Below are 18,780 nucleotides of genomic sequence, written 5' to 3' on the forward strand. Positions count from 1 at the left end.
GAAGAGGCGGAGACCATGGACTTCGGGTTCGGTCCGGAAGACGAAGCGTTCCGGCGCGAGGCACGCGCCTGGCTGACGTCGCACGTGGCGGTGGACGGCGCACCGGACCGCAGGGAGTGGGAGCGCACGCTCGGCAGTGCCGGGTGGATCGGTCTCGGCTGGCCCGAGGACGGCCACGGCAACCGCCGCGCCACGCTCACCCAGCAGGTCGCCTGGGCGGAGGAGTACGCACGCTCGGGGGCACCCTCTCGCTCTGGTCACATCGGCGAGAACCTCCTCGCCCCCACCCTGATCGCCCACGGCAGCCCCGAGCAGAAGGCCCGCTTCCTGCCGCCCATAGCCAGGGGCCAGGAGCTGTGGTGTCAGGGCTACAGCGAGCCCGGCGCGGGCTCCGACCTCGCCGGAGTCCGTACCGCCGCCGTACGCGACACCCCGGACACGTACCGCGTCACCGGCCAGAAGATCTGGACCTCGCTGGCCCATGAGGCGGACTGGTGCTTCGTGCTGGCCCGCACCGACCCGGTGTCGCGACGCCACCACGGGCTGACCTTCCTCCTCGTACCGATGGACCAGCCCGGACGTATCGAGGTCCGTCCCATCCGTCAGCTCACCGGGACCAGCGAGTTCAACGAGGTGTTCTTCGACCGCGCCACGGCCCGGGCCGAGCATGTGGTCGGGGGAGAGGGCAATGGCTGGCGCGTCGCGATGAGCCTGCTCGGCTTCGAACGGGGTGTCTCCACGCTGGCCCAGCAGATCGGCTTCGCGCGCGAGCTCGGTGACGTCATCCGCACGGCGCTGGAGACGGGGGCGGTGGACGATCCCGTCATCCGCGACCGGCTCGTCACCCAGTGGGCCGAACTGCGGACGATGCGCTGGAACGCCCTGCGCACGCTGGGCGGCACGCAGACGGCCGGCGCCTCCAGCGTGGCGAAGCTGCTGTGGGGCCGCTGGCACCAGCGCCTGGGCGAGCTGGCGATGCAGGTGCGGGGCGCGGTGGGGGCGGCGGGACCGGCCGACTGGTCGGCTCGCGCGCCCTACGAACTGGACCCGCTCCAGCACCTGTTCCTCTTCAGCCGGGCCGACACCGTCTACGGCGGCTCGGACGAGATCCAGCGCACGATCGTCGCCGAGCGCCTGCTCGGACTGCCGAAGGAACCAAGGGGACCGAAGGGCTGAGGAGTTGCCATGTCAGGTGCTGCAAGCGGTGTGCGAGGGGTGGTCTACGACGGCACGCAGCCGCAGGTCGTGGACGACCTCGAGATACGGGAAGCCGGGCCCGGCGAGGTGCGGGTGGCGATCTCGGCGGCGGGGCTGTGCCACAGCGACCTGTCCGTGGTGGACGGGACCATCCCCTTCCCGGTGCCCGTGGTGCTCGGCCATGAGGGCGCGGGTGTGGTGGAGTCGGTGGGCGAGGGCGTCACCCATGTCCGGCCCGGCGACCATGTGGCGCTGTCGACCCTGGCGAACTGCGGGGCCTGCGCGGAGTGCGACCGGGGCAGGCCCACGATGTGCCGGCAGGCGATCGGACGTCCCGGACAGCCGTTCACGCGGGGCGGCCGGCCGGTGTACCAGTTCGCGTCCAACTCGGCCTTCGCGGAACGGACCGTGGTGAAGGCGGTGCAGGCGGTCCGCATCCCCGAGGACATACCGCTCACGTCGGCCGCGCTGATCGGCTGCGGAGTGCTGACCGGCGTGGGCGCCGTTCTGAACCGCGCCCGGGTGGATCAGGGCGACACGGTTCTGGTGATCGGGACGGGCGGGATCGGCCTCAACGTCCTCCAGGGCGCGCGCATAGCGGGGGCGTCCAGGATCGTGGCGGTGGACGCCAACCCGGACAAGGAGACGATGGCGCGCCAGTTCGGGGCGACGGACTTCCTCACCTCGACGGCCGGGGTGAGGGATCTGCTCCCCACCGGCGCCGACCACGCCTTCGAATGCGTGGGCCGGGTCGAGCTGATCCGCGCGGCGATCGACTCCCTGGACCGCCACGGCCAGGCGGTCCTGCTGGGGGTGCCCCCGGCGGCGGCCGAGGCGACGTTCCTGGTCTCCTCCATGTACCTGGACAAGTCCATCCTGGGCTGCCGCTACGGCTCCTCGCGCCCCCAGCGGGACATCGCGCTCTACGCCAGGCTCTACCGTGAGGGCCGCTTGCTCCTGGACGAGCTGGTGACGGCGACGTACCCCGTGGAGGACTTCGAGAAGGCGGCGGCGGACGCACATGCGGGGAGGGTGGCGCGGGCCGTGCTCACGTTCTAGTGCCGCGGCAGGCGTGCCGGGCGTCGCGAGGGGCGAACGCTCCCTGATCCGGCCTGATCCAAACGAGAGGCCCTAGTCGTTCCAGCCGTTCTGGCCGACCGCGGTGCGGAACGTCCGGCGGTACGCGGTCGGGGTGACCCCGAGGGCCGCCTGGAGGTGCTGCCGCATCGACTGGGCCGTACCGAATCCGGCGTCCCTGGCCACCCGGTCGATGGACAGATCGGTGGACTCCAGGAGCTGGCGGGCGCGCTCGACGCGCTGCTGGGTCAGCCACTGGCCGGGGCTGACACCGGACTCCTCGCGGAAGCGGCGGGTGAAGGTGCGTACGGACATGGCCTCCTGCCGCGCCATGTCGCGCAGCTGGATGGGCTCATGGAGGCGGCCGAGCGCCCAGGCGCGGGCCGCCCCCGTGGTGGCCAGCTGCGGATCGGGCACGGGCCGGTGGATGTACTGCGCCTGGCCGCCGTCGCGGTGCGGCGGGACGACCGTACGGCGGGCCACCTCGTTGGCGATCGCCGTGCCGTGGTCGCGGCGGACGATGTGCAGGCACAGATCGATCCCCGCGGCCACACCGGCGGAGGTCAGGACGTCGCCGTCATCGACGAACAGCACGTCGGCGTCCACCTCGACCCGGGGGAAGAGCCGCTGGAAGTGCTCGGCCTCGGCCCAGTGCGTGGTGGCCGGGCGCCCGTCGAGATGGCCCGCGGCGGCGAGGACGTAGGAGCCGGTGCAGATGGAGACGAGCCGGGTGCCGGGCCGGATGTGGGCGAGCGCGGCGGCCAGTTCCTCCGTGAGGACGCCCTCCTCGAACACGGGCCCGAGTTCGTACGACGCCGGGACGATGACGGTGTCGGCGGTGGCCAGCGCCTCGGGGCCGTGCTCGACATGGATGACGAAGTCGGCCTCCGTCCTGACCGGCCCGGGCGGCCTGACGGAACAGGTGACGACCTCGTACAGATGCCGTCCCTGCTGGTCCTTGGGGCGGCCGAAGATCCGGTGCGGGATGCCCAGTTCGAAGGGAAGCAGTCCGTCGAGTGCCAGGACCACGACGCGGTGTGGCCGGAACGCGGATGCGTCGGGGCGGGCCATGACTCGATCCATGGCCTGATTCTAGCGAATGCTGTCCTTCGGGCCACTCGTTCGGACGCTCATCGGACCGGACCCTCGAAGACGTGACTCAGACGACCGAAGCCGCACCCGCGGACACCGTACGCACCGAGAAGAGGCCGGCCCGTGTGCACCGGGCGTGGTTCGTCGCCGCCGTCACCTTCGTGACGATCATCGGCGCCGCCGCCTTCCGCTCCGTGCCGGGACTCTTCATCGACCCGCTGCACCAGGAGTTCGGCTGGTCGCGCGGCACGATCGGCGCCGCGGTCTCCGTCAATCTCGCGCTGTACGGGCTGACCGCGCCGTTCGCCGCCGCCCTGATGGACCGCTTCGGCATCCGCCGGGTCGTCGCCGTGGCCCTCGTGGTGATCGCACTGGGCTCGGGCGCGACCGTGTGGATGACGACGGCCTGGCAGCTCATGCTCTGCTGGGGCCTGCTGGTGGGCCTGGGCACGGGTTCGATGGCGCTGGCGTTCGCGGCGACCGTCACCAACCGCTGGTTCACCGAGCGGCGCGGGCTGGTCAGCGGCATCCTCACCGCCGCTTCGGCCTCCGGACAGCTGATCTTCCTGCCCGTGCTGTCCTGGATGGTGGAGCACCACGGCTGGCGTCCGGCAGCGGTGACGGTGTCCCTGGCCGCGCTCTCGGTCGTCCCCTTCGTCTGGCTGCTGCTGCGGGACCACCCGGCCGACGTGGGCCTGAAGCCGTATGGAGCCGAGGAGTTCGTCCCCCGGCCGGAGCCCGTGCGCGGTGCCGCCCGCCGCGCCCTGACCGCGCTGATCTCGGCGGCGCGCACGGGCCCGTTCTGGCTGCTGGCCGGAACCTTCGCGATCTGCGGCGCCTCCACCAACGGCCTGGTCCAGACGCACTTCGTCCCGGCGGCCCACGACCACGGCATGCCGATCACCGCGGCGGCCTCCCTGCTCGCGGTCATCGGAGTCTTCGACGTCCTCGGCACGGTCGCCTCCGGCTGGTTCACCGACCGCTTCTCGCCGCGCCGCCTGCTCGCGGTGTACTACGCCCTGCGCGGTCTCTCGCTCCTGTTCCTGCCCATGCTGCTGGCCCCGTCCGTCCACCCGCCGATGGTGTTCTTCATCGTCTTCTACGGCCTCGACTGGGTGGCCACCGTGCCTCCCACCCTCGCGCTGTGCCGGGAGCAGTACGGCGACGACAGCGCCATCGTCTTCGGCTGGGTCCTCGCCTCCCACCAGGTCGGAGCGGCCCTGGTGGCCTTCCTTGGCGGCGTCGCGCGGGACGCGTTCGGCTCGTACGACGTGGTCTGGTACGCGTCGGGAGCCCTGTGCGCGGCGGCGGCCCTGATGGCCCTCGTGATCCGTCGGCGCCCGGCGCCTGCGGCAACCGGACACCAGGCTGCCCTGGCCTAGGGCTTCTCGTTCGGATCAGGCCTCATTCCCGGATCCGGCCTGATCCGAACGAAAGACCCTAGGACCGTGAGCCAGGCGGGTACCCCGGGCCGGGACCGGAGGGCGGCGGGCCCCACTGCGGCGGGGGAGACCACTGGGGTGGAGGGCCCCACTGCTGCGGAGAGGCCGATGTGGCGGCGAACCGCCGTCGGTAGTGGTGGCGGCGGACGGCCGTGACGACGGTGATGGTCACGGCGGCCGCGAACGCGGCGAAGATGCAGCCGATCCCCGCGGCGATGCTGCCGATCGCCTTCCCCACATGGGGCTTGTTTCCCAGCGCGAACTCGGCCGGCAGCTCTGAGGTGCAGGTGAGCGCGTAGTCGCCACTGCTGCTGGGCTGCACCTCGAAGACACGCTCCCAGGTGCGGGACCCGAGGGTGACCTGGAAGCTGCTGCCCGGATGGGTGATCGCCGCGGACGGCATCTGCGGAATCCGGCAGTCGACCCGGCCTCTTCCGTACTGGGAGACGTAGATCGCCTTGGTCTCTCCCCGGACGAAGCTGAACGTCTGTGAGCCGCCGCCGGAGAAGCTGTGGGAGGTGTCGACCGAGTTCACGGTGTCCTTCACCATCACCCCGATGAAGACGGCACCCGCACCGGCCAGCACGAGCCCCAGCAGCGCGGCTATCGCGTACCAGATACGCCGGGGCCGTACGTCCTTTGCCGGGATGTGGGGCGGCGGGGGCGGTGGACCGCTGTACGGTGCCCCGTACGGAGTCTGCATTGTCACAACGCGGCATGCTAGGGCATCGCAACTCGGGTGAATCAATGGCCGGTTGCCCAAGATGACCGGGCGCAGACCGAAGCACGCGTTTCTCCGGGGCAACCGTCTTCACCGGCCCGCGCTGCCATGATGCCGGCGCCGGAATTCGAAGTGAACAGGCCCTAGACGAACCGGCCCTTGTGGAACAGCAGCGGCGCGCTGTCGTCGTCACCCGTCCCCAGAGCCCGTACCCGGCCCACCACGATGAGATGGTCGCCGCCCGTGTGCACGGCGTGGATGGCGCAGTCGATCCATGCCGCGGTGCCCGTGAGGCGCGGTGATCCGGAGAACGGCGCCGGCTCGTGCTCGACTCCGGCGAACTTGTCCCCGCCGCTCACCGCGAAGCCGCGGCACAACTCGCCCTGATGGCCCGCGAGCACGTTCACACAGAACACGCCCACGCGGGCGATGCGCGGCCAGGTCGTAGAGCTTCGGCCGACCATGAACACGACCAGCGGAGGGTCGAGCGACAGCGACGAGAAGGACTGGCAGGCGAAGCCGGCGGGTCCCGTCCCGTCGTCCCCCGCGGGCGCTGTGATCACGGTGACGCCGGTGGCGAAGCTCCCCAGGACGCGCCGGAACTCGCCCTGGTCGACCGGTGCCCGCTCGTCCTCCCCGACGCACCGCAGCTCCGGCCGCGGCAGGGCTTCGAAGGGCCCTTCCGCCACCGTAGGGGCTCCGACCGACCTGAGGTAGCGGACGGCGGTCGCCGCCATCCCCGCGTGTCCCATCACAGCCCCCATTGAAGCTGACGGAGTATCAGTTGAGAAGGGGTATGACACACCCGCAGCACACCCGTGCGTACGCTGCGCTCATGACACGGGGGAGCACGGGGAACGCGGGGGCCCAGGGGCGTCCGGGGACCGCCGGCAGGGTCCGGTGGGGGTCCGCCGCCCGGTCGGGGACCACGCCGACCACGGCCGCGGCGATGAGCGCGGCGGCGCTTCCGGCGGCAGGGCTCGTCCGGTGGCTGGAGGCATCGACCGGTGACGACCGCGGCGCCACCGGTGGTGGATGGGGCCTGTTCTGTCTGGTCCTCTTCGCGCCGTTGGTCTTTCCGGTGCTCGGCCTGCTGCACGCGGCCGTCTTCACGTTGCCGGCCGCGGTACTCGCCCGTCGGGCGGTCCGGCGTGCCCGGGGAGCCGAGTGGCTCTGGCACCTGGGGTTCGCCGCGGTGGCCGCGGTGGTGTGGGCGGGGGCGGTGGCCGCGTTGTGGGACCGGCCGTTCATTGTCACGGCCGGCTGGCTCATGGGTCTGGCCGTGCTGCCGGTGCTGGGGATCGCGTATGTGCGGGGCCGGGCCGCGCGCACGGGTCGTGCGTGGGGCTTCTGGCGCCTCTGGTTCCGGGCGGGGCTCGCGTCCTTCGTCCTGTGCGTCCTGGTCGTCTCGGGCGGGGTGGTCGCCTCGATGACGGGCTCGCTCCCGCAGTACCGGCCTCCCGTGCTGTCCGCCCGGCAGCTGGCCGGGGAATGGCGCGGTGACGGCGGGGCGGTGATGCGGCTGGGCGAGGACGGCCGCGTCGAGTTCACCAAGGTGCCCGTACAGCCCTCGCCGGACGACCGGGGGCTCGAGGACTTCACGGTGTGCGACGGCACCGGTAGCTGGGTGCTCGACAAGAACGGCCACTACGCGTCGGACGGCGACGAAGGGCCCCGGCACCGGGACGGCGTCTTCGTACGGTTCGGTGGCGGATGCGGGCACGAGACGTTCTGGACGATCGGCGGCACGGAGCGGAAGCCCGGGCTGTTCGTGCTGTTCGGCGACGCCGACGCCGGTTCGCTGCGGATCCTGAAGCGGGTCCGGGAAGCCGGGACAGGGGCCGTCACCGGCCCTTGAACTCGGCGTCGCGCCGCTGCACGAAGCTCGCGACGCCCTCCAGCGCGTCCGCGGTCGTCATGTTGATCTCCTGCGCGGCGGCCTCGGCGGCGAAGGCGGTCGTGCGGTCTGTCTCCAGTGAGGCGTTGACCAGCTGCTTGGTGAGCGCGAGCGCCCGGGTGGGACCGGCGGCGAGGCGCTCCGCCCAGGTGCGGGCCGCCTTCTCCAGCGCGTCCGCCGCGACGACCCGGTTGACCAGGCCCAGGCGCTCGGCGTCCGGGGCCGACAGTGCGTCGCCGAAGAACATCAGTTCCTTGGCCCGCTGTGGCCCCACGAGCCGGGGCAGAAGGTAGGCGCCGCCGGCGTCCGGCACCAGACCGCGGCGCACGAACACCTCGACGAACGTGGCGGACTCGGCGGCGATCACGAGATCGCAGGCGAGGGCGAGATGCGCGCCGAGCCCGGCGGCGGTGCCGTTGACGGCCGCGATCACGGGCTTCTCGCAGTCGAGGACCGCGGCGATCAGACGCTGGGCGCCCTCGCGGATGGTGCGCGCCACATCGCCGGGTATCCGTTCCCCGCCCGTCGCCCCGCCGCGCAGGTCCGCCCCGGCGCAGAAGCCTCGGCCCGTTCCCGTCAGGACCACCGCGCGCACATCCTGGTCGGCGGAGGTGTCGCGGAACTTCTGGATGAGCTGTTCGCGCAGGTCAGGGGTGATGGAGTTGAGGGAGGAGGGGCGGTTGAGGGTGAGCCACGCGACGTGACTGTCAGTGGTGTGCAGCACCAATGGCTCGACGGGATCTTCGGGGGAAGGTGTCATCGTGTTCCGTTTCGTCGCGGTCCGCTTGTCCACGGTCTGTTCGGTCATGATCCGGATGATCGTGATCCGTGTCGTCACGGCCGGAGGCTTCGGCCGGCTGCCCCAGTCCTCAGCCGCACACCGCCAGCGCGTCCAGCGCCACGGCTCCCTGCCCCCTGGGCAGCACCATCAGCGGATTGATGTCCAGCTCCGCGATCTGGTCCCCGAGTTCGAGGGCCATCCGCTGGACCCGGAGCACGACTTCGACCAGCGCGTCGACATCCGCCGGCGGGCGCCCGCGCACGCCGTCCAGCAGGGCCCGCCCGCGCAGTTCGAAGAGCATGTCCCGCGCCTGATCCTCCCCGAAGGGCGGCACGCGCACCGCCGCGTCCCGCAGGACCTCCACGAGCACACCGCCGAGCCCGACCGTGACCGTCGGCCCGAAGAGGCGGTCGTGGCCGACACCGACGACCATCTCGACACCGCGCTCCACCATCTGGCACACGAGCACCCCGTCGAGCTTGATCTGCTCGTAGCGCGCGATGTCGGTCAGCTCCCGGTAGGCGTCCCTGACCTGGCTGGCGGACGTCAGCCCGATCTTCACCAGTCCCAGTTCGGTCTTGTGGGCGATCTGCGCGCCGGACGCCTTCATCACCACGGGATAGCCGACGAGCCCCGCCGCGCGCACGGCCGCCGCGGCACTGGTCACCAGCTGCTCGCGCGGTACGCGGATGCCGTAGGCCCGCAGCAGCTGCTTCGCCGCGTGCTCGCTCAGCTGCTGCCCGGGGCGCATCAGCGCCTGTGCCTTGCGGTAGGACGGCGAGGGGACACGGGGCGCCTCGTCGAAGGGGGAGCGGTAGCCGAGGACGAAGCGCTGGTGATCGAGATGGGCGCGGACGGCCGTGAGGCAGTTCGCGACGGTGCGGAAGGTCACCACGCGCGAGGATCCGAGCAGGGTCTCGCGGTAGGCGGCCTCGGTGCCGACCGGCGAACCCCACACCACGCACACCAGCTTGTCCGTGCGCTCCGCCGCGTCCACGAGATCCTGTACGAGCTTGTCGCTCAGCGGAGGGAAGGGCCCCGTGACCGGGCAGATGAGCACGCCCACCTCGGGGTCGTCGAGGATGGCGTCGATGATCTTCCGCCCGCGCCAGTCGCCCACCGGGTGGCCGCCGTTGTCGACGGGATTGGCGACGCTCAGGTACTCGGGTATCCACCCGTGCAGCTCCGCCTGCTTGGCCTCGGACAGAACCGGAAGGCTGAGACCCGCCTCGGCCGCCAGGTCCGCGACGTGCGCGCCCGTGCCGCCCGAGATCGAATAGACGACGACGCCCTCTGCGCGCGGGGCGTGTGCCCGGGCCAGCAGGGTGGCGGTGTCCTGGAGTTCGTCGAGCCCGTCGACACGGATGACCCCGAACTGCCGCATCGCCGCGTCGACCACGTCGTCCGCGCCGGTCAGCTTGCCGGTGTGTGAGGCGGCCGTCCGGGCGCCGGTCTCCGTGCGGCCCACCTTGACCGCGACCACCGGGACACCGCGCCGGGCGGCCCGGTCGGCGGCGAGCAGGAAGGAGCGGCCGTTCTTCAGGCCCTCGATGTAGCAGGCGATGGCGCCGACCTCGGGCCGCTCGGCGAAGTAGGAGATGAAGTCGGCCGTCTCCAGATCGGCCTCGTTGCCCGTCGGCGCCCAGTGGGAGAGCCGTATGCCCAGCTCCTGCAGGGCGAAGACGGGGCGACCCTGGTGCCCGGACTGGGTGATGAGCGCGATGGCGGGCCCGTCGAGGTCGTCCCGGAACCGCTCGAACGCGTTGAGGTTGGTGTTCGGTCCGAGCAGCCGTGTCCCGGCCCGTTCCACGGCCCGGGCGAGCCGTGCCTGGGCCGCCGCCCCCTCCTCGCCCGTCTCGGCGAAACCGGAGGCGAAGGCGACGGCGAACTTCACCTTGGCGGAGCCGAGTTCCTCGATGAGGGGGAGCGGGTCGGAGACGAGCAGTACGGCGAGATCGACCTGCTCCGGCAGGTCCCCGAGAGAGGAGAAGCACGGGATGCCGAAGACCGCGTCGCGGGTGGGGTGCACGGGGTGCACCCGCGCACCGACCCGGTCGGCCCAGGCGAGCAGTTGCCGCGTGATACCGGTGTTGGGCCGGCCCTCCGCGTCGGACGCACCGACGACGGCGACGGACTCGGGCCGGAAGAACCGGTCCAGATCGGGGACGTCGGCATGCAGCGGCCGTCCGCTGACGTCGAGGTCACCGACGTCGGCCGGCCTGCCGTGAACCATGGGCGAGGGCTGCTCGCCGCAGGCGATGACTCGGGCCCGGCGGGAGTCGGTGGTCAGGGTGCCGTGGGTTGATCCAAGCATCGCTCCACCCGCTCCTGTGTGACGGCTCAATCAACTGACGCTTTGTCAGATTACTGAACTGACGCAGTGTCAGGAACGGGTGTGCAGGCAAAAGCGCGGGAAGGGTTCAGCCGCGTCACTGTGCCGAGCGGGGCACCTTGGTGGCGGACTTCTCCGAGCGGGACACCTTCGCCGCGGGCTTCTCGGGGGCCGGCTTCGTCGGGCCGGGCTTGTCGGCGCGGGACGCTTCCGTGTGGCGTGCCACCGCCTTGGCGATCTTCTGTGCGTCGATGGCCAGTTCGCGGAACATGCCGCTGACCGGATTGGTGAAGCCGGTGAAGTGCAGTCCGGGTGCCGTGCGCGGCGAGCCGGCACCGTGGACGACCGGTCGGCCGCGGTCGTCAAGGACGCCGAGGTGGCCGACGAGCCCCTCCAGGGCGCGGACATACCCGGTGGCGGCGATCACGACCTCCGGCTCGATATGGCTGCCGTCGGCGAGGGCGACCTTGCCGTCCTCGAACCCCTCGACGGCCGCCACGACCTCGACCCGCCCCTTCCGCACGGCGTCGATGAGCCCGACGTCCAGCACGGGGATCGCGCCCTCCTTCACGCGCGAGTAGAACCCGGTGGCGGGCCGGGGCAGCCCATGAGCCGACAGATCGGGGACGCTGATCTTCGCCATCGGCCGGGCGAGCCGGTCGACGAGCCCGACCGGCAGCCGTCGTACAAGAATTCCGGTGAGCTGCGCGGGCCACCCGGCGGTCGACCGCCGCACGATGTGGGGCACGGTGCGTACCGCCAGCCGCACACGGGAGGCCCCGCCCTCCGCCAGGTCGACGGCTATCTCGGCACCGGTGTTGCCGACGCCGACGACCAGGACGTCACGGTCGGCGTACGGCTCGGCGTTGCGGTAGTCGCCCGCGTGCAGCAGCTCGGCCGTGGCGGTGTCGCGGCCGGGCCAGTCGGGCACGTACGGGGTGTGGTTGAAGCCGGTGGCGACGACGACCGCCCGGCCGGTGAGCTCCCGGCCGCCGGTCGCGTGCAGCAGCCACCCGGTGCCGTCCGGGGCCGGTTCCACGCGGGAGACCTCGACGCCGGTGACGATCTCCAGCTGGTGGTGTTCGGCGTAGGTCTCCAGGTAGCGCACCACGTTGTCGCGCGCCACCCACCGTCCGAAGGACCGCGGCATGGGCAGTCCCGGCAGGGCCGAGAGGCGTCGGGTGGTGTGAAGGTGCAGCCGGTCGTAGTGCCGCCGCCAAGACGCCCCGACGCGGTCCGACTTCTCCAGTACGACGGCCCGTATACCCCGGGCGCGCAGCGCGCAGGCCGCGGCCAGCCCGCCCGGTCCGCCGCCGATGACGTATACGGGCCGGTCCTCGTGGGAGGGCACCACAGGGCGCGGCGAAGCAGTAGTCGAGTCGGCCATGTACGGAGCGTATCCAGACGATTCCTTGATGGGTCTCGGTCAAGACCGGAATGCGTTGCGAATCGATCACGGCTGTAGGAGGAGTGGGTGGGACCGGTGTCGTAGGCGGACCGGTTGTGGGGGACCGGTGGGTGCTCACGCCGTGCGTAGCTCTTGCGCGAGACCTCTTCGTACATCGAAACTGACGTACCGTCAGAAACTCGGCCGCTGGGAAGGCGGGCGCCTCATGGACACGATCTGGCTCACCGGCGCGGAGTGGCTCGCTGTGCTCCGTATCGGGCTCGGACTGTGGTGGCTGGAGAGCTGGCGGCACAAGGACAAGAAGGCGTGGTTCGAACGGGGTTCGGGCATCGAGTGGGCCACCGGGGTGGCGACCCGCCACCGGTGGCCGGCGGTGCGCAGAGGTTTCGACCTGGTGGTCGCCCCGCGCCCGCGCCTGATGGCCTACGTGGTCGTCTACGCGGAACTCGCCCTGGGCCTCGGCCTGGCAGTGGGCTTCCTGACCCCCATCGCCCTGGTCGGCGGACTGCTCCTCAACGTCCTCTACTTCATTCTCATGATCCATGACTGGGCCGAGCAGGGGCAGAACTCGATGATGGCCCTGATCTCGGTCGTGGGCCTGTTCGCGATGTCGTGGCAGACGTGGTCGGTGGACAACGCGCTGGGGCTGTTCCAATGACGGGGGCAGGGACAGGGGCAGGGGCAGGGGCAGGGGCAGGGGCAGGGGCCGACGGGCCGCGTCACGACCTTCCCGGAGTCGACACCTTCACCCGCCCCTACTGGGACGCGGCGGCCCAGGGGCGACTGCTGATCCGCAGGTGCGCGGCGTGCGGGCGCGCTCACCACTATCCGCGCGAGTTCTGCCCGCACTGCTGGAGCGAGGACGTCGCCTGGGAGCAGGCGAGCGGCCGGGCCACGCTCTACACCTGGTCCGTCGTCCACCGCAACGACCTCCCGCCCTTCGGGGGCCGGACCCCCTACGTCGCCGCCGTGGTCGATCTCGCCGAGGGGCCACGGATGATGACGGAGGTGGTGGAGTGCGAGGAGAGAGGACTGCGGGTGGGCATGGCCCTGGAGGCCCACTTCCGGCAGGCCGGGGACGTCACCGTCCCGGTCTTCCGCCCCGGGCGTGAGCCTTGACGGGCCGCGGGCTTGAATGGCCGGATGACTGACGTCAAGAACTCCGGCGAACTCCCCGGCCTCGTCCCCGTACTGCGCGGGCATGGCCTTCGGCTGTGCTCCTGGGACGACGGGTCGGAACGTGATGTCGAAGCGTGGCTGCGGGGGGTGACGGACCCCGACTTCCATCAGTGGAACACCCCGCTGAAGGCCGTGGAGGACATGGCGGGCGCACGGGAGTCGATACGGTCGAAGCTGGCGGCGACGGCGAACGGAACCGGTGCCTCCTTCCGGGTCGCGGACGCGGCGAGCGGTACGACGCTGGGGCACATCGCCGTCAACGACATCGCCCGGCTCACACGCTGCGCGCGCGTCGGCTACTGGGTGCTGCCCGAGGCCCGCGGCCAGGGCGTCGCGACCCGCGCCCTGGCCCTGGCCGCCCGCTGGGCCCTGACCGACCTGGGCCTGCACCGACTGGAGCTGGGCCACGCCCTCGGTCACACGGCCTCCTGCCGTATCGCCCAGCGATGCGGCTTCCTCCACGAGGGGACGCTGCGCGGCGCGATGTGCGAGGCGGGACGCAGAGACGCGTTCCGGGACGTGCATCTGCACGCGAGGATCGCGACCGACCCGGAACCGGCGCTTCCGTAGCCGCGCGGGAGGCGCGCCGGAGCCGTGCGGAGGCCGTGCGGGAGCCGTGCGGGAGCGGCGCTGAAGCCGTGCGAATCCCTGCGGGAAGCCGCGGCTCAAGGCCACAGCAGCAGCTTGGCCCAGCCCTCCTCCGTGCGCCGGTAGGCGAGCCGTACGTGCCTGCGCTCCTCGTCGCCCTGGAAGAACTCCACCTCGTCCGGCCGCAGCCGGTACAGCGTCCAGGACGGAACCGGCGCCTCGGGCTCGCGCCGCGCCCGCTCCCACGCCTCCTCCGACGCCCGCGCCAGCTCCGCGACCGAACCCAGCACATCGCTCTGCCGCCCGGTGAGCGCTGCGGCCAGCGCGCCGGTGGAGCGTGCGTGCAGATCGGCCTGGCCTTCCCGAGAGGGAGCGGCCGTGACCGCTCCCCGCACACGGATCTGCCGCCCCTGGACGGGCCAGTAGAACTCCAGGGCGGCGTACGGTCGCACCGCCAGCTGCCGGCCCTTGCGACTGCCCGCGTGCGTGGCGAAGGCCCAGCCGTCCGCGTCCGCTCCGTGCAGCATCACGACGCGGACGTCCGGTGTGCCGTCCGCGTCGGCGGTCGCCAGCGCCATGGTGTGGGGCTCGGCCTGCCCCGCCGCCACCGCCTGGGCGAACCACTCCGTGAACAGCGCGAGCGGCTCCTCGGGCGTTGCCGCCGGGTCGAAGGCGGGCAGCTCGGTGGCCGCCGGGTCCCACACCCGCAGGGTCCGGAGCAGTTCATGAAGATCCGTTGCCATGCTCCGAGTATGTAGCCGCCGCTCAGCGCCCGAGGACCATCGTCCCCGACGAGCAGAACCATCCGCCCGTGCCGGACGCGACACCCAGCCGGGGCAGTTGCCCGTCCCTGGCGCGCACCTGGCGCTCGCCCGCCTCCCCGCGCAGCTGCCGCACCGCCTCGACCAGCAGGAACAGCCCCCGCATCCCGGGGTGCTGGGCCGCCAGACCGCCTCCGTCGGTGTTCACCGGAAACTCCCCGCCCCGCGCCAGCAGCCGCCCCTTCTCCACGAACGGCCCGCCCTCGCCCTTCGCGCAGAACCCGAGATCCTCCAGCGTCACCAGCGTCATGTAGGTGAAGGCGTCGTAGATCTCGGCGAAGTCGACCTCCCGCGGACGCACTCCCGCCCGTTCGAAGGCGAGAGCACCGCTCACGGCGGCCGGTGACACGGTGAAGTCGTCCCATTCGGACATCGTCGTGTGCGAGACGTGCTCCCCGGTCCCGAGCACCCACACCGGCCGCGTACGGCAGTCCCGTACCAGCTCCTCGGCCACGATCAGCACCGCCGCCCCTCCGTCGGAGCGTATGCAGCAGTGCAGCTTCGTAAAGGGATCGGCGACCATCGGCCCGGACAGCACCTCGTCGACCGTGACCGGCTCACGGAACATGGCCTCGGGGTTGGCGGCCGCGTTCGCACGCGCCTGCACCGCCACTTCGGCCAGCTGCTCCAGCGTGGTGCCGTACTCGTGCATATGGCGTCGTGCCGCCATCGCGTACTTGGCGATGAGCGTGTGGCCGTAGGGGACCTCGAACTGGAGGGGGCCGTGGGCGCCGAAGGACAGGTTCCCGGTGCGGCGCCCCGCCTTGATGTCGGCGCGTGCGGTCGAGCCGTACGCGAGCAGCACCGCCCGCGCGTGCCCGGCGGCGATGGCGTCCGCCGCGTGGGCGGCCATGACCTCCCAGGTGGACCCGCCGACGGACGTGGAGTCGACCCAGGTCGGCCGCAGACCGAGATACTCCGCGACCTCCGCCGGAGCCAGGGTCCCGAGCCCCGCCGACGCGAACCCGTCGATCACCGAACGCTCCAGCCCCGCGTCGGCCAGGGCACGGCGAGCGGCCTGGGCGTGCAGGGCGTACGCCGTCATATCGTCGATCCGGCCACAGTCGGACAGCGCTACCCCGACGATGGCGGCCTTACGTCCGGTCGCAGCAGTCATGAATCTGACGGTACATCAGATATCGCTGCACGGAACCGGCCCGCAGGCGCGGTCCGTCGAGGACCGGTCCCCTCCCCGTGCCGCCGCGCGTCCCTTCCGCAGCCGCCGAAATCGGTACCGAGACTCCCCGTCGACGCTCCCGCGCCTTAATATGACGGATCGTCAGATGGAGAAGGGACCAACGCCCATGGACGCCCGCTTCACCGCTGAACAGGACGAGATCCGCCGTACGGTGCGGGAGGCGCTCGCCAAGCGCTGTGGGCCCGATGATGTGCGGGCCGCCGTCCTGACCGGTGCCGGATACGACCCCGCCCTGTGGGACACCCTCGCGGGGCAGCTCGGTCTGCCCGGCCTCGCGCTTCCCGGAGGATACGGCGGTGTCGGCTGCTCCGTCACCGAACTCGCCCTCGCCTGCGAGGAGGTGGGGCGCGCGCTCGCCCCCTCCCCGCTGCTGGCCACGGCCGTCCTCGCCGCGCCCCTGCTGCTCGCCCTCGGCTCCGCGGCCCAGCGCGCCGAACTGCTCCCCCGCATCGCCTCGGGCGAGCTCACCGCCACCCTCGCCGTCCCCGGCACCGCCCTCGCCACCGCCCTCGGCCTCGCCGGCGACAACCGGGGCGACTGGGCCGGCGGCGGGCGCGCCGGTGGCATCCAGGCGCGGCGGGCCGACGGTGCCTGGCGGCTGTACGGGGAGGCGTGCCAGGTGCTCGACGGACACAGCGCCGGACTGCTGATCGTGGCCGCCCATGCCGGGGGGTACGCCCGGTCTCGTACCCTGCTGTTCCTCGTGCGGGGGGAGGGCGGCGGGGTGCGGACCCGGGAGACCTCGCTGGACGAGACACGGCCGTGCGCGCGGGTGCAGCTGCGGGACGTCGAAGCCGAGTTGCTGGGCGAGGACGGGGCCGATGTGCCCGGGGTGCTCGCCGGGGTCGGGGACCGCGCCGCCACGGTGCTCGCCTGTGAGGCGGTCGGGGCGGCGGGCCGGGCGCTGGAGCGGACCGTGGACCATGTCAGGCGGCGGGAGCAGTTCGGGCGGGCGATCGGGTCCTTCCAGGCGGTCAAGCACCGGCTGGCCGATGTGTACGTACGGGTGCAGGCGGCGCGCTCCGCGGCCTACTACGCGGCCTGGGCGGCGGGCGAGACGGAGGCGTCGGGCGGCCCCGTGGGCGGCCTCGCCCTCGCACAGGCCTTGGTGGCCCTGCGGACCGCCGCCGCCGAGGGCATCCAGCTGCACGGAGGCATCGGCTTCACCTGGGAGCACGAGGCGCATCTGTACTTCAAGCGCGCCGCCGGGGACGAGTTGCTGTTCGGCCCCGTGCACCGGCTGCGCGCACACGCCGCAGAGGGAGCCGGGCTCTTCACGTTGGGGGAGGTGGCCGTATGAGCGCCATCGGAGTGCGGCTTGTGCAGAAGGTGTCCTCCACGCGGGCCTTCGCCAAGGTCGCCCCGCACGTCCTGCCCGCGCTGGACCGTGCCGTCCACCGGCTGACCCGGGGCCGGGTCATGCTCAGCGCGCGGATGCTGCCGAGCGTGATCCTCACGGCCACCGGGGCACGCAGTGGCCTCCCGCGTCGCACGCCCCTCGCGTGCATGCCGGAGGACGGCGGCAGCTGGATCCTCGTCGGGTCGAACTTCGGGCGGACCGGTCACCCCGCCTGGACCGCCAACCTGCTGGCGCACCCCGACGCCGTGATCAGCTGGAAGGGGAAGGACATCCCGGTCACGGCCCTTCTGCTGGAGGGCGAGGAGCGGGACGCGGTCTGGAAGGCGGTGCTGGCCTTCTGGCCGCCGTATGCCACGTACCAGGCGCGGGTGGAGCGGCAGATCCGGCTGCTCCGGCTCGTACGACGTTGACCGCACGGCTCGTACGGCTCGTACGACGTTGACCGCACGGCTCGTACGGCTCGTACGACGTTGACCGCACGGCTCGTACGCTCGTGCGGCTCGCAAGGCTGGGCCGGCAGATGCGCCTCGGGCGGTGGTCCACCGGAGTGGATCACCGCCCGCATGACAGAACGGAACGTGGGCCTGGAGCAGCCGAACCGACAGGACCGGGCGCGCCCGAACGAGTGCCGTCGCGCGGCGTCCTACTTCGTCGGCTTCTTCCCGGTCACGCCCAGATGCACCAACAGCGCCAGGTTCGGCTTGAGTTCGGCCTGTTTGACGCCCCAGGACTGGAAGCCCTTCTGGTGGGAGGCCACGGACGCGAGCATCGCCACGAGCGATCCGGCCACGGCCGCCGGGTTCACGTCCTTGTCGACCCGCCCCTTGGACTGGAGTTCGGCGATCGAATCCGCGAGGGAGTTGTTCACCGAGTTAAGGATCTTCATGCGGATCTTGTAGAACCGTTTGTCGCCCTCGGCGGCGCCCAGGTCGACAACGCGCAGGATGGCATCGTGCTTGCGCCAGAACTCGAGGAATCCGTCCACGAGTTCCTGCGCGGTCTGCCAGCCCGCCTTGCCGACCCAGGAGCGCCCTTCGAGCAGCTCGGTCAACCCGGCGCCGTCCGCCGCCATGCGCTCGGCGATTTCCAGGACGGCGCCCTCGACGTCCGGGAAGTACTGGTAGAAGGTCGCCGGTGACGTCCCCGCCTTCCGGGCGACATCGATGACTTTGACGTCCCGGTAGGGCGACGAGCTGAGCATCTCGCTGAGGCAGTCCAGCAGCTTCTGCCGGGTCGCCTGCCCACGCCGACCGGCCACGCGGCCGTCGACGGTACGTACTTGTCCTGTCATGCCGTCAGCTTACCGACGGGTGATCGGAGCGCGATTCGGCCGACTGCAAATGGGGAGTAGGGGGGCCTCCGGCGGCTTCCGGAGCCCGTGAGAAGGAGCCTGGCAGGGGTACCGCCGTTCGAGACCTCCTGCGGACGAGTGGTGGTGAGCGGCGGTCACGGACAGTGAACGGGCGGCGAAGCGAGCGAAAAGGGCACCCGCTCCGTATTCCTGACCGACGGCTCGATGTCCCGGCGTGGCACTTCGAAGGCGTATCGGGCGTTCCACCATGCGGGCGCCGTTTCCCGTAGGGCGGCCGGACATGGTTTTGTCCTGAGACACCCCGATCCGCCCCCGGGTTCGCAACCGGTGCCTCGGACAGGGACAATCGGGCTGCGTGCCGCCATGGCGGTGCGG

The 18,780-nt window shown here is 71.8% G+C and carries 18 protein-coding genes; 9 read left to right on the top strand and 9 right to left on the bottom strand.

Features of this window, described 5'->3' with window-relative positions; all coding sequences use genetic code 11:
- Positions 1–15: 15 nt before the first annotated feature.
- Positions 16–1,176 carry an acyl-CoA dehydrogenase family protein gene (locus ABZ845_RS13045; RefSeq protein ID WP_360977336.1) on the top strand — a complete coding sequence of 387 codons (1,161 nt, stop codon included), beginning with the start codon at positions 16–18 and terminating at the stop codon, positions 1,174–1,176.
- Positions 1,177–1,206: 30 nt separating this feature from the next.
- Positions 1,207–2,256, top strand: a complete 1,050-nt coding sequence (locus tag ABZ845_RS13050) for a Zn-dependent alcohol dehydrogenase (RefSeq protein WP_360977511.1) — start codon at positions 1,207–1,209, stop codon at positions 2,254–2,256.
- A gap of 72 nt (positions 2,257–2,328) precedes the next feature.
- Here ABZ845_RS13050 and ABZ845_RS13055 read toward each other — a convergent pair whose 3' ends face one another.
- On the bottom strand, positions 2,329–3,357 hold the full coding sequence (locus ABZ845_RS13055; RefSeq protein ID WP_360977339.1) for a helix-turn-helix domain-containing protein: 1,029 nt from the start codon (positions 3,355–3,357) through the stop codon (positions 2,329–2,331).
- A gap of 71 nt (positions 3,358–3,428) precedes the next feature.
- Between ABZ845_RS13055 and ABZ845_RS13060 the strand changes: the two genes are divergently transcribed.
- On the top strand, positions 3,429–4,748 hold the full coding sequence (locus ABZ845_RS13060; RefSeq protein WP_360977342.1) for an MFS transporter: 1,320 nt from the start codon (positions 3,429–3,431) through the stop codon (positions 4,746–4,748).
- Positions 4,749–4,806: 58 nt separating this feature from the next.
- Here ABZ845_RS13060 and ABZ845_RS13065 read toward each other — a convergent pair whose 3' ends face one another.
- Entirely contained in the window at positions 4,807–5,511 is a 705-nt protein-coding gene (locus ABZ845_RS13065; RefSeq protein ID WP_360977515.1) for a serine/arginine repetitive matrix protein 2, read from the bottom strand.
- 161 nt (positions 5,512–5,672) lie between these two features.
- Positions 5,673–6,281 (bottom strand): flavin reductase family protein, encoded by a 609-nt coding sequence (locus tag ABZ845_RS13070; RefSeq protein ID WP_360977345.1) that lies wholly within the window; start codon positions 6,279–6,281, stop codon positions 5,673–5,675.
- Positions 6,282–6,364: 83 nt separating this feature from the next.
- Here ABZ845_RS13070 and ABZ845_RS13075 point away from each other — a divergent pair, with 83 nt between their 5' ends.
- A complete protein-coding gene (locus tag ABZ845_RS13075; RefSeq protein ID WP_360977348.1) occupies positions 6,365–7,387 on the top strand; it encodes a hypothetical protein in 1,023 nt (340 codons plus the stop codon).
- Here the strand turns inward: ABZ845_RS13075 and ABZ845_RS13080 are convergent.
- From ABZ845_RS13080 to ABZ845_RS13090, 3 genes are all read right to left on the bottom strand, one after another.
- The gene (locus tag ABZ845_RS13080) at positions 7,374–8,186 is read right to left on the bottom strand and encodes an enoyl-CoA hydratase-related protein (RefSeq protein ID WP_360977518.1); all 813 of its coding nucleotides are present in this window, start codon (positions 8,184–8,186) and stop codon (positions 7,374–7,376) included. The genes ABZ845_RS13075 and ABZ845_RS13080 overlap by 14 nt on opposite strands.
- A gap of 109 nt (positions 8,187–8,295) precedes the next feature.
- Entirely contained in the window at positions 8,296–10,521 is a 2,226-nt protein-coding gene (locus ABZ845_RS13085; protein WP_360977351.1) for an acetate--CoA ligase family protein, read from the bottom strand.
- Positions 10,522–10,636: 115 nt separating this feature from the next.
- The gene (locus ABZ845_RS13090) at positions 10,637–11,926 is read right to left on the bottom strand and encodes an NAD(P)/FAD-dependent oxidoreductase (RefSeq protein ID WP_360977354.1); all 1,290 of its coding nucleotides are present in this window, start codon (positions 11,924–11,926) and stop codon (positions 10,637–10,639) included.
- A gap of 226 nt (positions 11,927–12,152) precedes the next feature.
- On the opposite strand from ABZ845_RS13090, the gene ABZ845_RS13095 reads away from it, so the two are divergent.
- Genes ABZ845_RS13095 through ABZ845_RS13105 form a run of 3 tightly spaced genes read left to right on the top strand, consistent with a single transcriptional unit; the run spans position 12,153 to position 13,696 of the window.
- Complete coding sequence (locus tag ABZ845_RS13095; RefSeq protein WP_360977357.1) at positions 12,153–12,605, top strand: DoxX family protein; 453 nt, start codon at positions 12,153–12,155, stop codon at positions 12,603–12,605.
- A complete protein-coding gene (locus ABZ845_RS13100) occupies positions 12,602–13,066 on the top strand; it encodes a Zn-ribbon domain-containing OB-fold protein (RefSeq protein ID WP_360977360.1) in 465 nt (154 codons plus the stop codon). The genes ABZ845_RS13095 and ABZ845_RS13100 overlap by 4 nt, the downstream gene beginning before the upstream one ends.
- A gap of 24 nt (positions 13,067–13,090) precedes the next feature.
- Positions 13,091–13,696: a GNAT family N-acetyltransferase gene (locus tag ABZ845_RS13105; RefSeq protein WP_360977363.1), complete on the top strand. Its 606-nt coding sequence runs from the start codon at positions 13,091–13,093 to the stop codon at positions 13,694–13,696.
- A gap of 95 nt (positions 13,697–13,791) precedes the next feature.
- Here the strand turns inward: ABZ845_RS13105 and ABZ845_RS13110 are convergent, their stop codons facing one another.
- Both ABZ845_RS13110 and ABZ845_RS13115 read right to left on the bottom strand, forming a co-directional pair.
- Positions 13,792–14,457: a pyridoxal 5'-phosphate synthase gene (locus ABZ845_RS13110; protein ID WP_360977366.1), complete on the bottom strand. Its 666-nt coding sequence runs from the start codon at positions 14,455–14,457 to the stop codon at positions 13,792–13,794.
- A 22-nt stretch (positions 14,458–14,479) separates the two neighbouring features.
- Positions 14,480–15,652 (bottom strand): acetyl-CoA acetyltransferase, encoded by a 1,173-nt coding sequence (locus ABZ845_RS13115; RefSeq protein ID WP_360977369.1) that lies wholly within the window; start codon positions 15,650–15,652, stop codon positions 14,480–14,482.
- Between the two features lie 187 nt (positions 15,653–15,839).
- On the opposite strand from ABZ845_RS13115, the gene ABZ845_RS13120 reads away from it, so the two are divergent.
- Together ABZ845_RS13120 and ABZ845_RS13125 are read left to right on the top strand one after the other, a co-directional pair.
- The gene (locus ABZ845_RS13120; protein WP_360977521.1) at positions 15,840–17,033 is read left to right on the top strand and encodes an acyl-CoA dehydrogenase family protein; all 1,194 of its coding nucleotides are present in this window, start codon (positions 15,840–15,842) and stop codon (positions 17,031–17,033) included.
- On the top strand, positions 17,030–17,503 hold the full coding sequence (locus tag ABZ845_RS13125; protein WP_360977372.1) for a nitroreductase family deazaflavin-dependent oxidoreductase: 474 nt from the start codon (positions 17,030–17,032) through the stop codon (positions 17,501–17,503). The genes ABZ845_RS13120 and ABZ845_RS13125 overlap by 4 nt, the downstream gene beginning before the upstream one ends.
- 233 nt (positions 17,504–17,736) lie before the next feature.
- On the opposite strand, the gene ABZ845_RS13130 is transcribed toward ABZ845_RS13125, so the two are convergent.
- A complete protein-coding gene (locus ABZ845_RS13130; RefSeq protein WP_360977375.1) occupies positions 17,737–18,384 on the bottom strand; it encodes a TetR family transcriptional regulator in 648 nt (215 codons plus the stop codon).
- Between the last annotated feature and the right edge of the window lie 396 nt (positions 18,385–18,780).

Origin of the sequence: Streptomyces sp. NPDC047022 (assembly GCF_040644155.1) — a bacterium.
GTDB lineage: Bacteria > Actinomycetota > Actinomycetes > Streptomycetales > Streptomycetaceae > Streptomyces.

What these genes read in the sequence shown, in the direction of transcription:
- ABZ845_RS13065 (WP_360977515.1), bottom strand. Translation starts at nt 5,511, where the DNA reads ATGCAGACTCCGTACGGGGCACCGTACAGCGGTCCACCGCCCCCGCCG.
- ABZ845_RS13090 (WP_360977354.1), bottom strand. Translation starts at nt 11,926, where the DNA reads ATGGCCGACTCGACTACTGCTTCGCCGCGCCCTGTGGTGCCCTCCCAC.
- ABZ845_RS13110 (WP_360977366.1), bottom strand. Translation starts at nt 14,457, where the DNA reads ATGGCAACGGATCTTCATGAACTGCTCCGGACCCTGCGGGTGTGGGAC.
- ABZ845_RS13075 (WP_360977348.1), top strand. Translation starts at nt 6,365, where the DNA reads ATGACACGGGGGAGCACGGGGAACGCGGGGGCCCAGGGGCGTCCGGGG.
- ABZ845_RS13115 (WP_360977369.1), bottom strand. Translation starts at nt 15,652, where the DNA reads ATGACTGCTGCGACCGGACGTAAGGCCGCCATCGTCGGGGTAGCGCTG.
- ABZ845_RS13070 (WP_360977345.1), bottom strand. Translation starts at nt 6,281, where the DNA reads ATGGGACACGCGGGGATGGCGGCGACCGCCGTCCGCTACCTCAGGTCG.
- ABZ845_RS13080 (WP_360977518.1), bottom strand. Translation starts at nt 8,186, where the DNA reads ATGACACCTTCCCCCGAAGATCCCGTCGAGCCATTGGTGCTGCACACC.
- ABZ845_RS13095 (WP_360977357.1), top strand. Translation starts at nt 12,153, where the DNA reads ATGGACACGATCTGGCTCACCGGCGCGGAGTGGCTCGCTGTGCTCCGT.
- ABZ845_RS13125 (WP_360977372.1), top strand. Translation starts at nt 17,030, where the DNA reads ATGAGCGCCATCGGAGTGCGGCTTGTGCAGAAGGTGTCCTCCACGCGG.
- ABZ845_RS13055 (WP_360977339.1), bottom strand. Translation starts at nt 3,357, where the DNA reads ATGGATCGAGTCATGGCCCGCCCCGACGCATCCGCGTTCCGGCCACAC.
- ABZ845_RS13100 (WP_360977360.1), top strand. Translation starts at nt 12,602, where the DNA reads ATGACGGGGGCAGGGACAGGGGCAGGGGCAGGGGCAGGGGCAGGGGCA.
- ABZ845_RS13105 (WP_360977363.1), top strand. Translation starts at nt 13,091, where the DNA reads ATGACTGACGTCAAGAACTCCGGCGAACTCCCCGGCCTCGTCCCCGTA.
- ABZ845_RS13130 (WP_360977375.1), bottom strand. Translation starts at nt 18,384, where the DNA reads ATGACAGGACAAGTACGTACCGTCGACGGCCGCGTGGCCGGTCGGCGT.
- ABZ845_RS13045 (WP_360977336.1), top strand. Translation starts at nt 16, where the DNA reads ATGGACTTCGGGTTCGGTCCGGAAGACGAAGCGTTCCGGCGCGAGGCA.
- ABZ845_RS13085 (WP_360977351.1), bottom strand. Translation starts at nt 10,521, where the DNA reads ATGCTTGGATCAACCCACGGCACCCTGACCACCGACTCCCGCCGGGCC.
- ABZ845_RS13120 (WP_360977521.1), top strand. Translation starts at nt 15,840, where the DNA reads ATGGACGCCCGCTTCACCGCTGAACAGGACGAGATCCGCCGTACGGTG.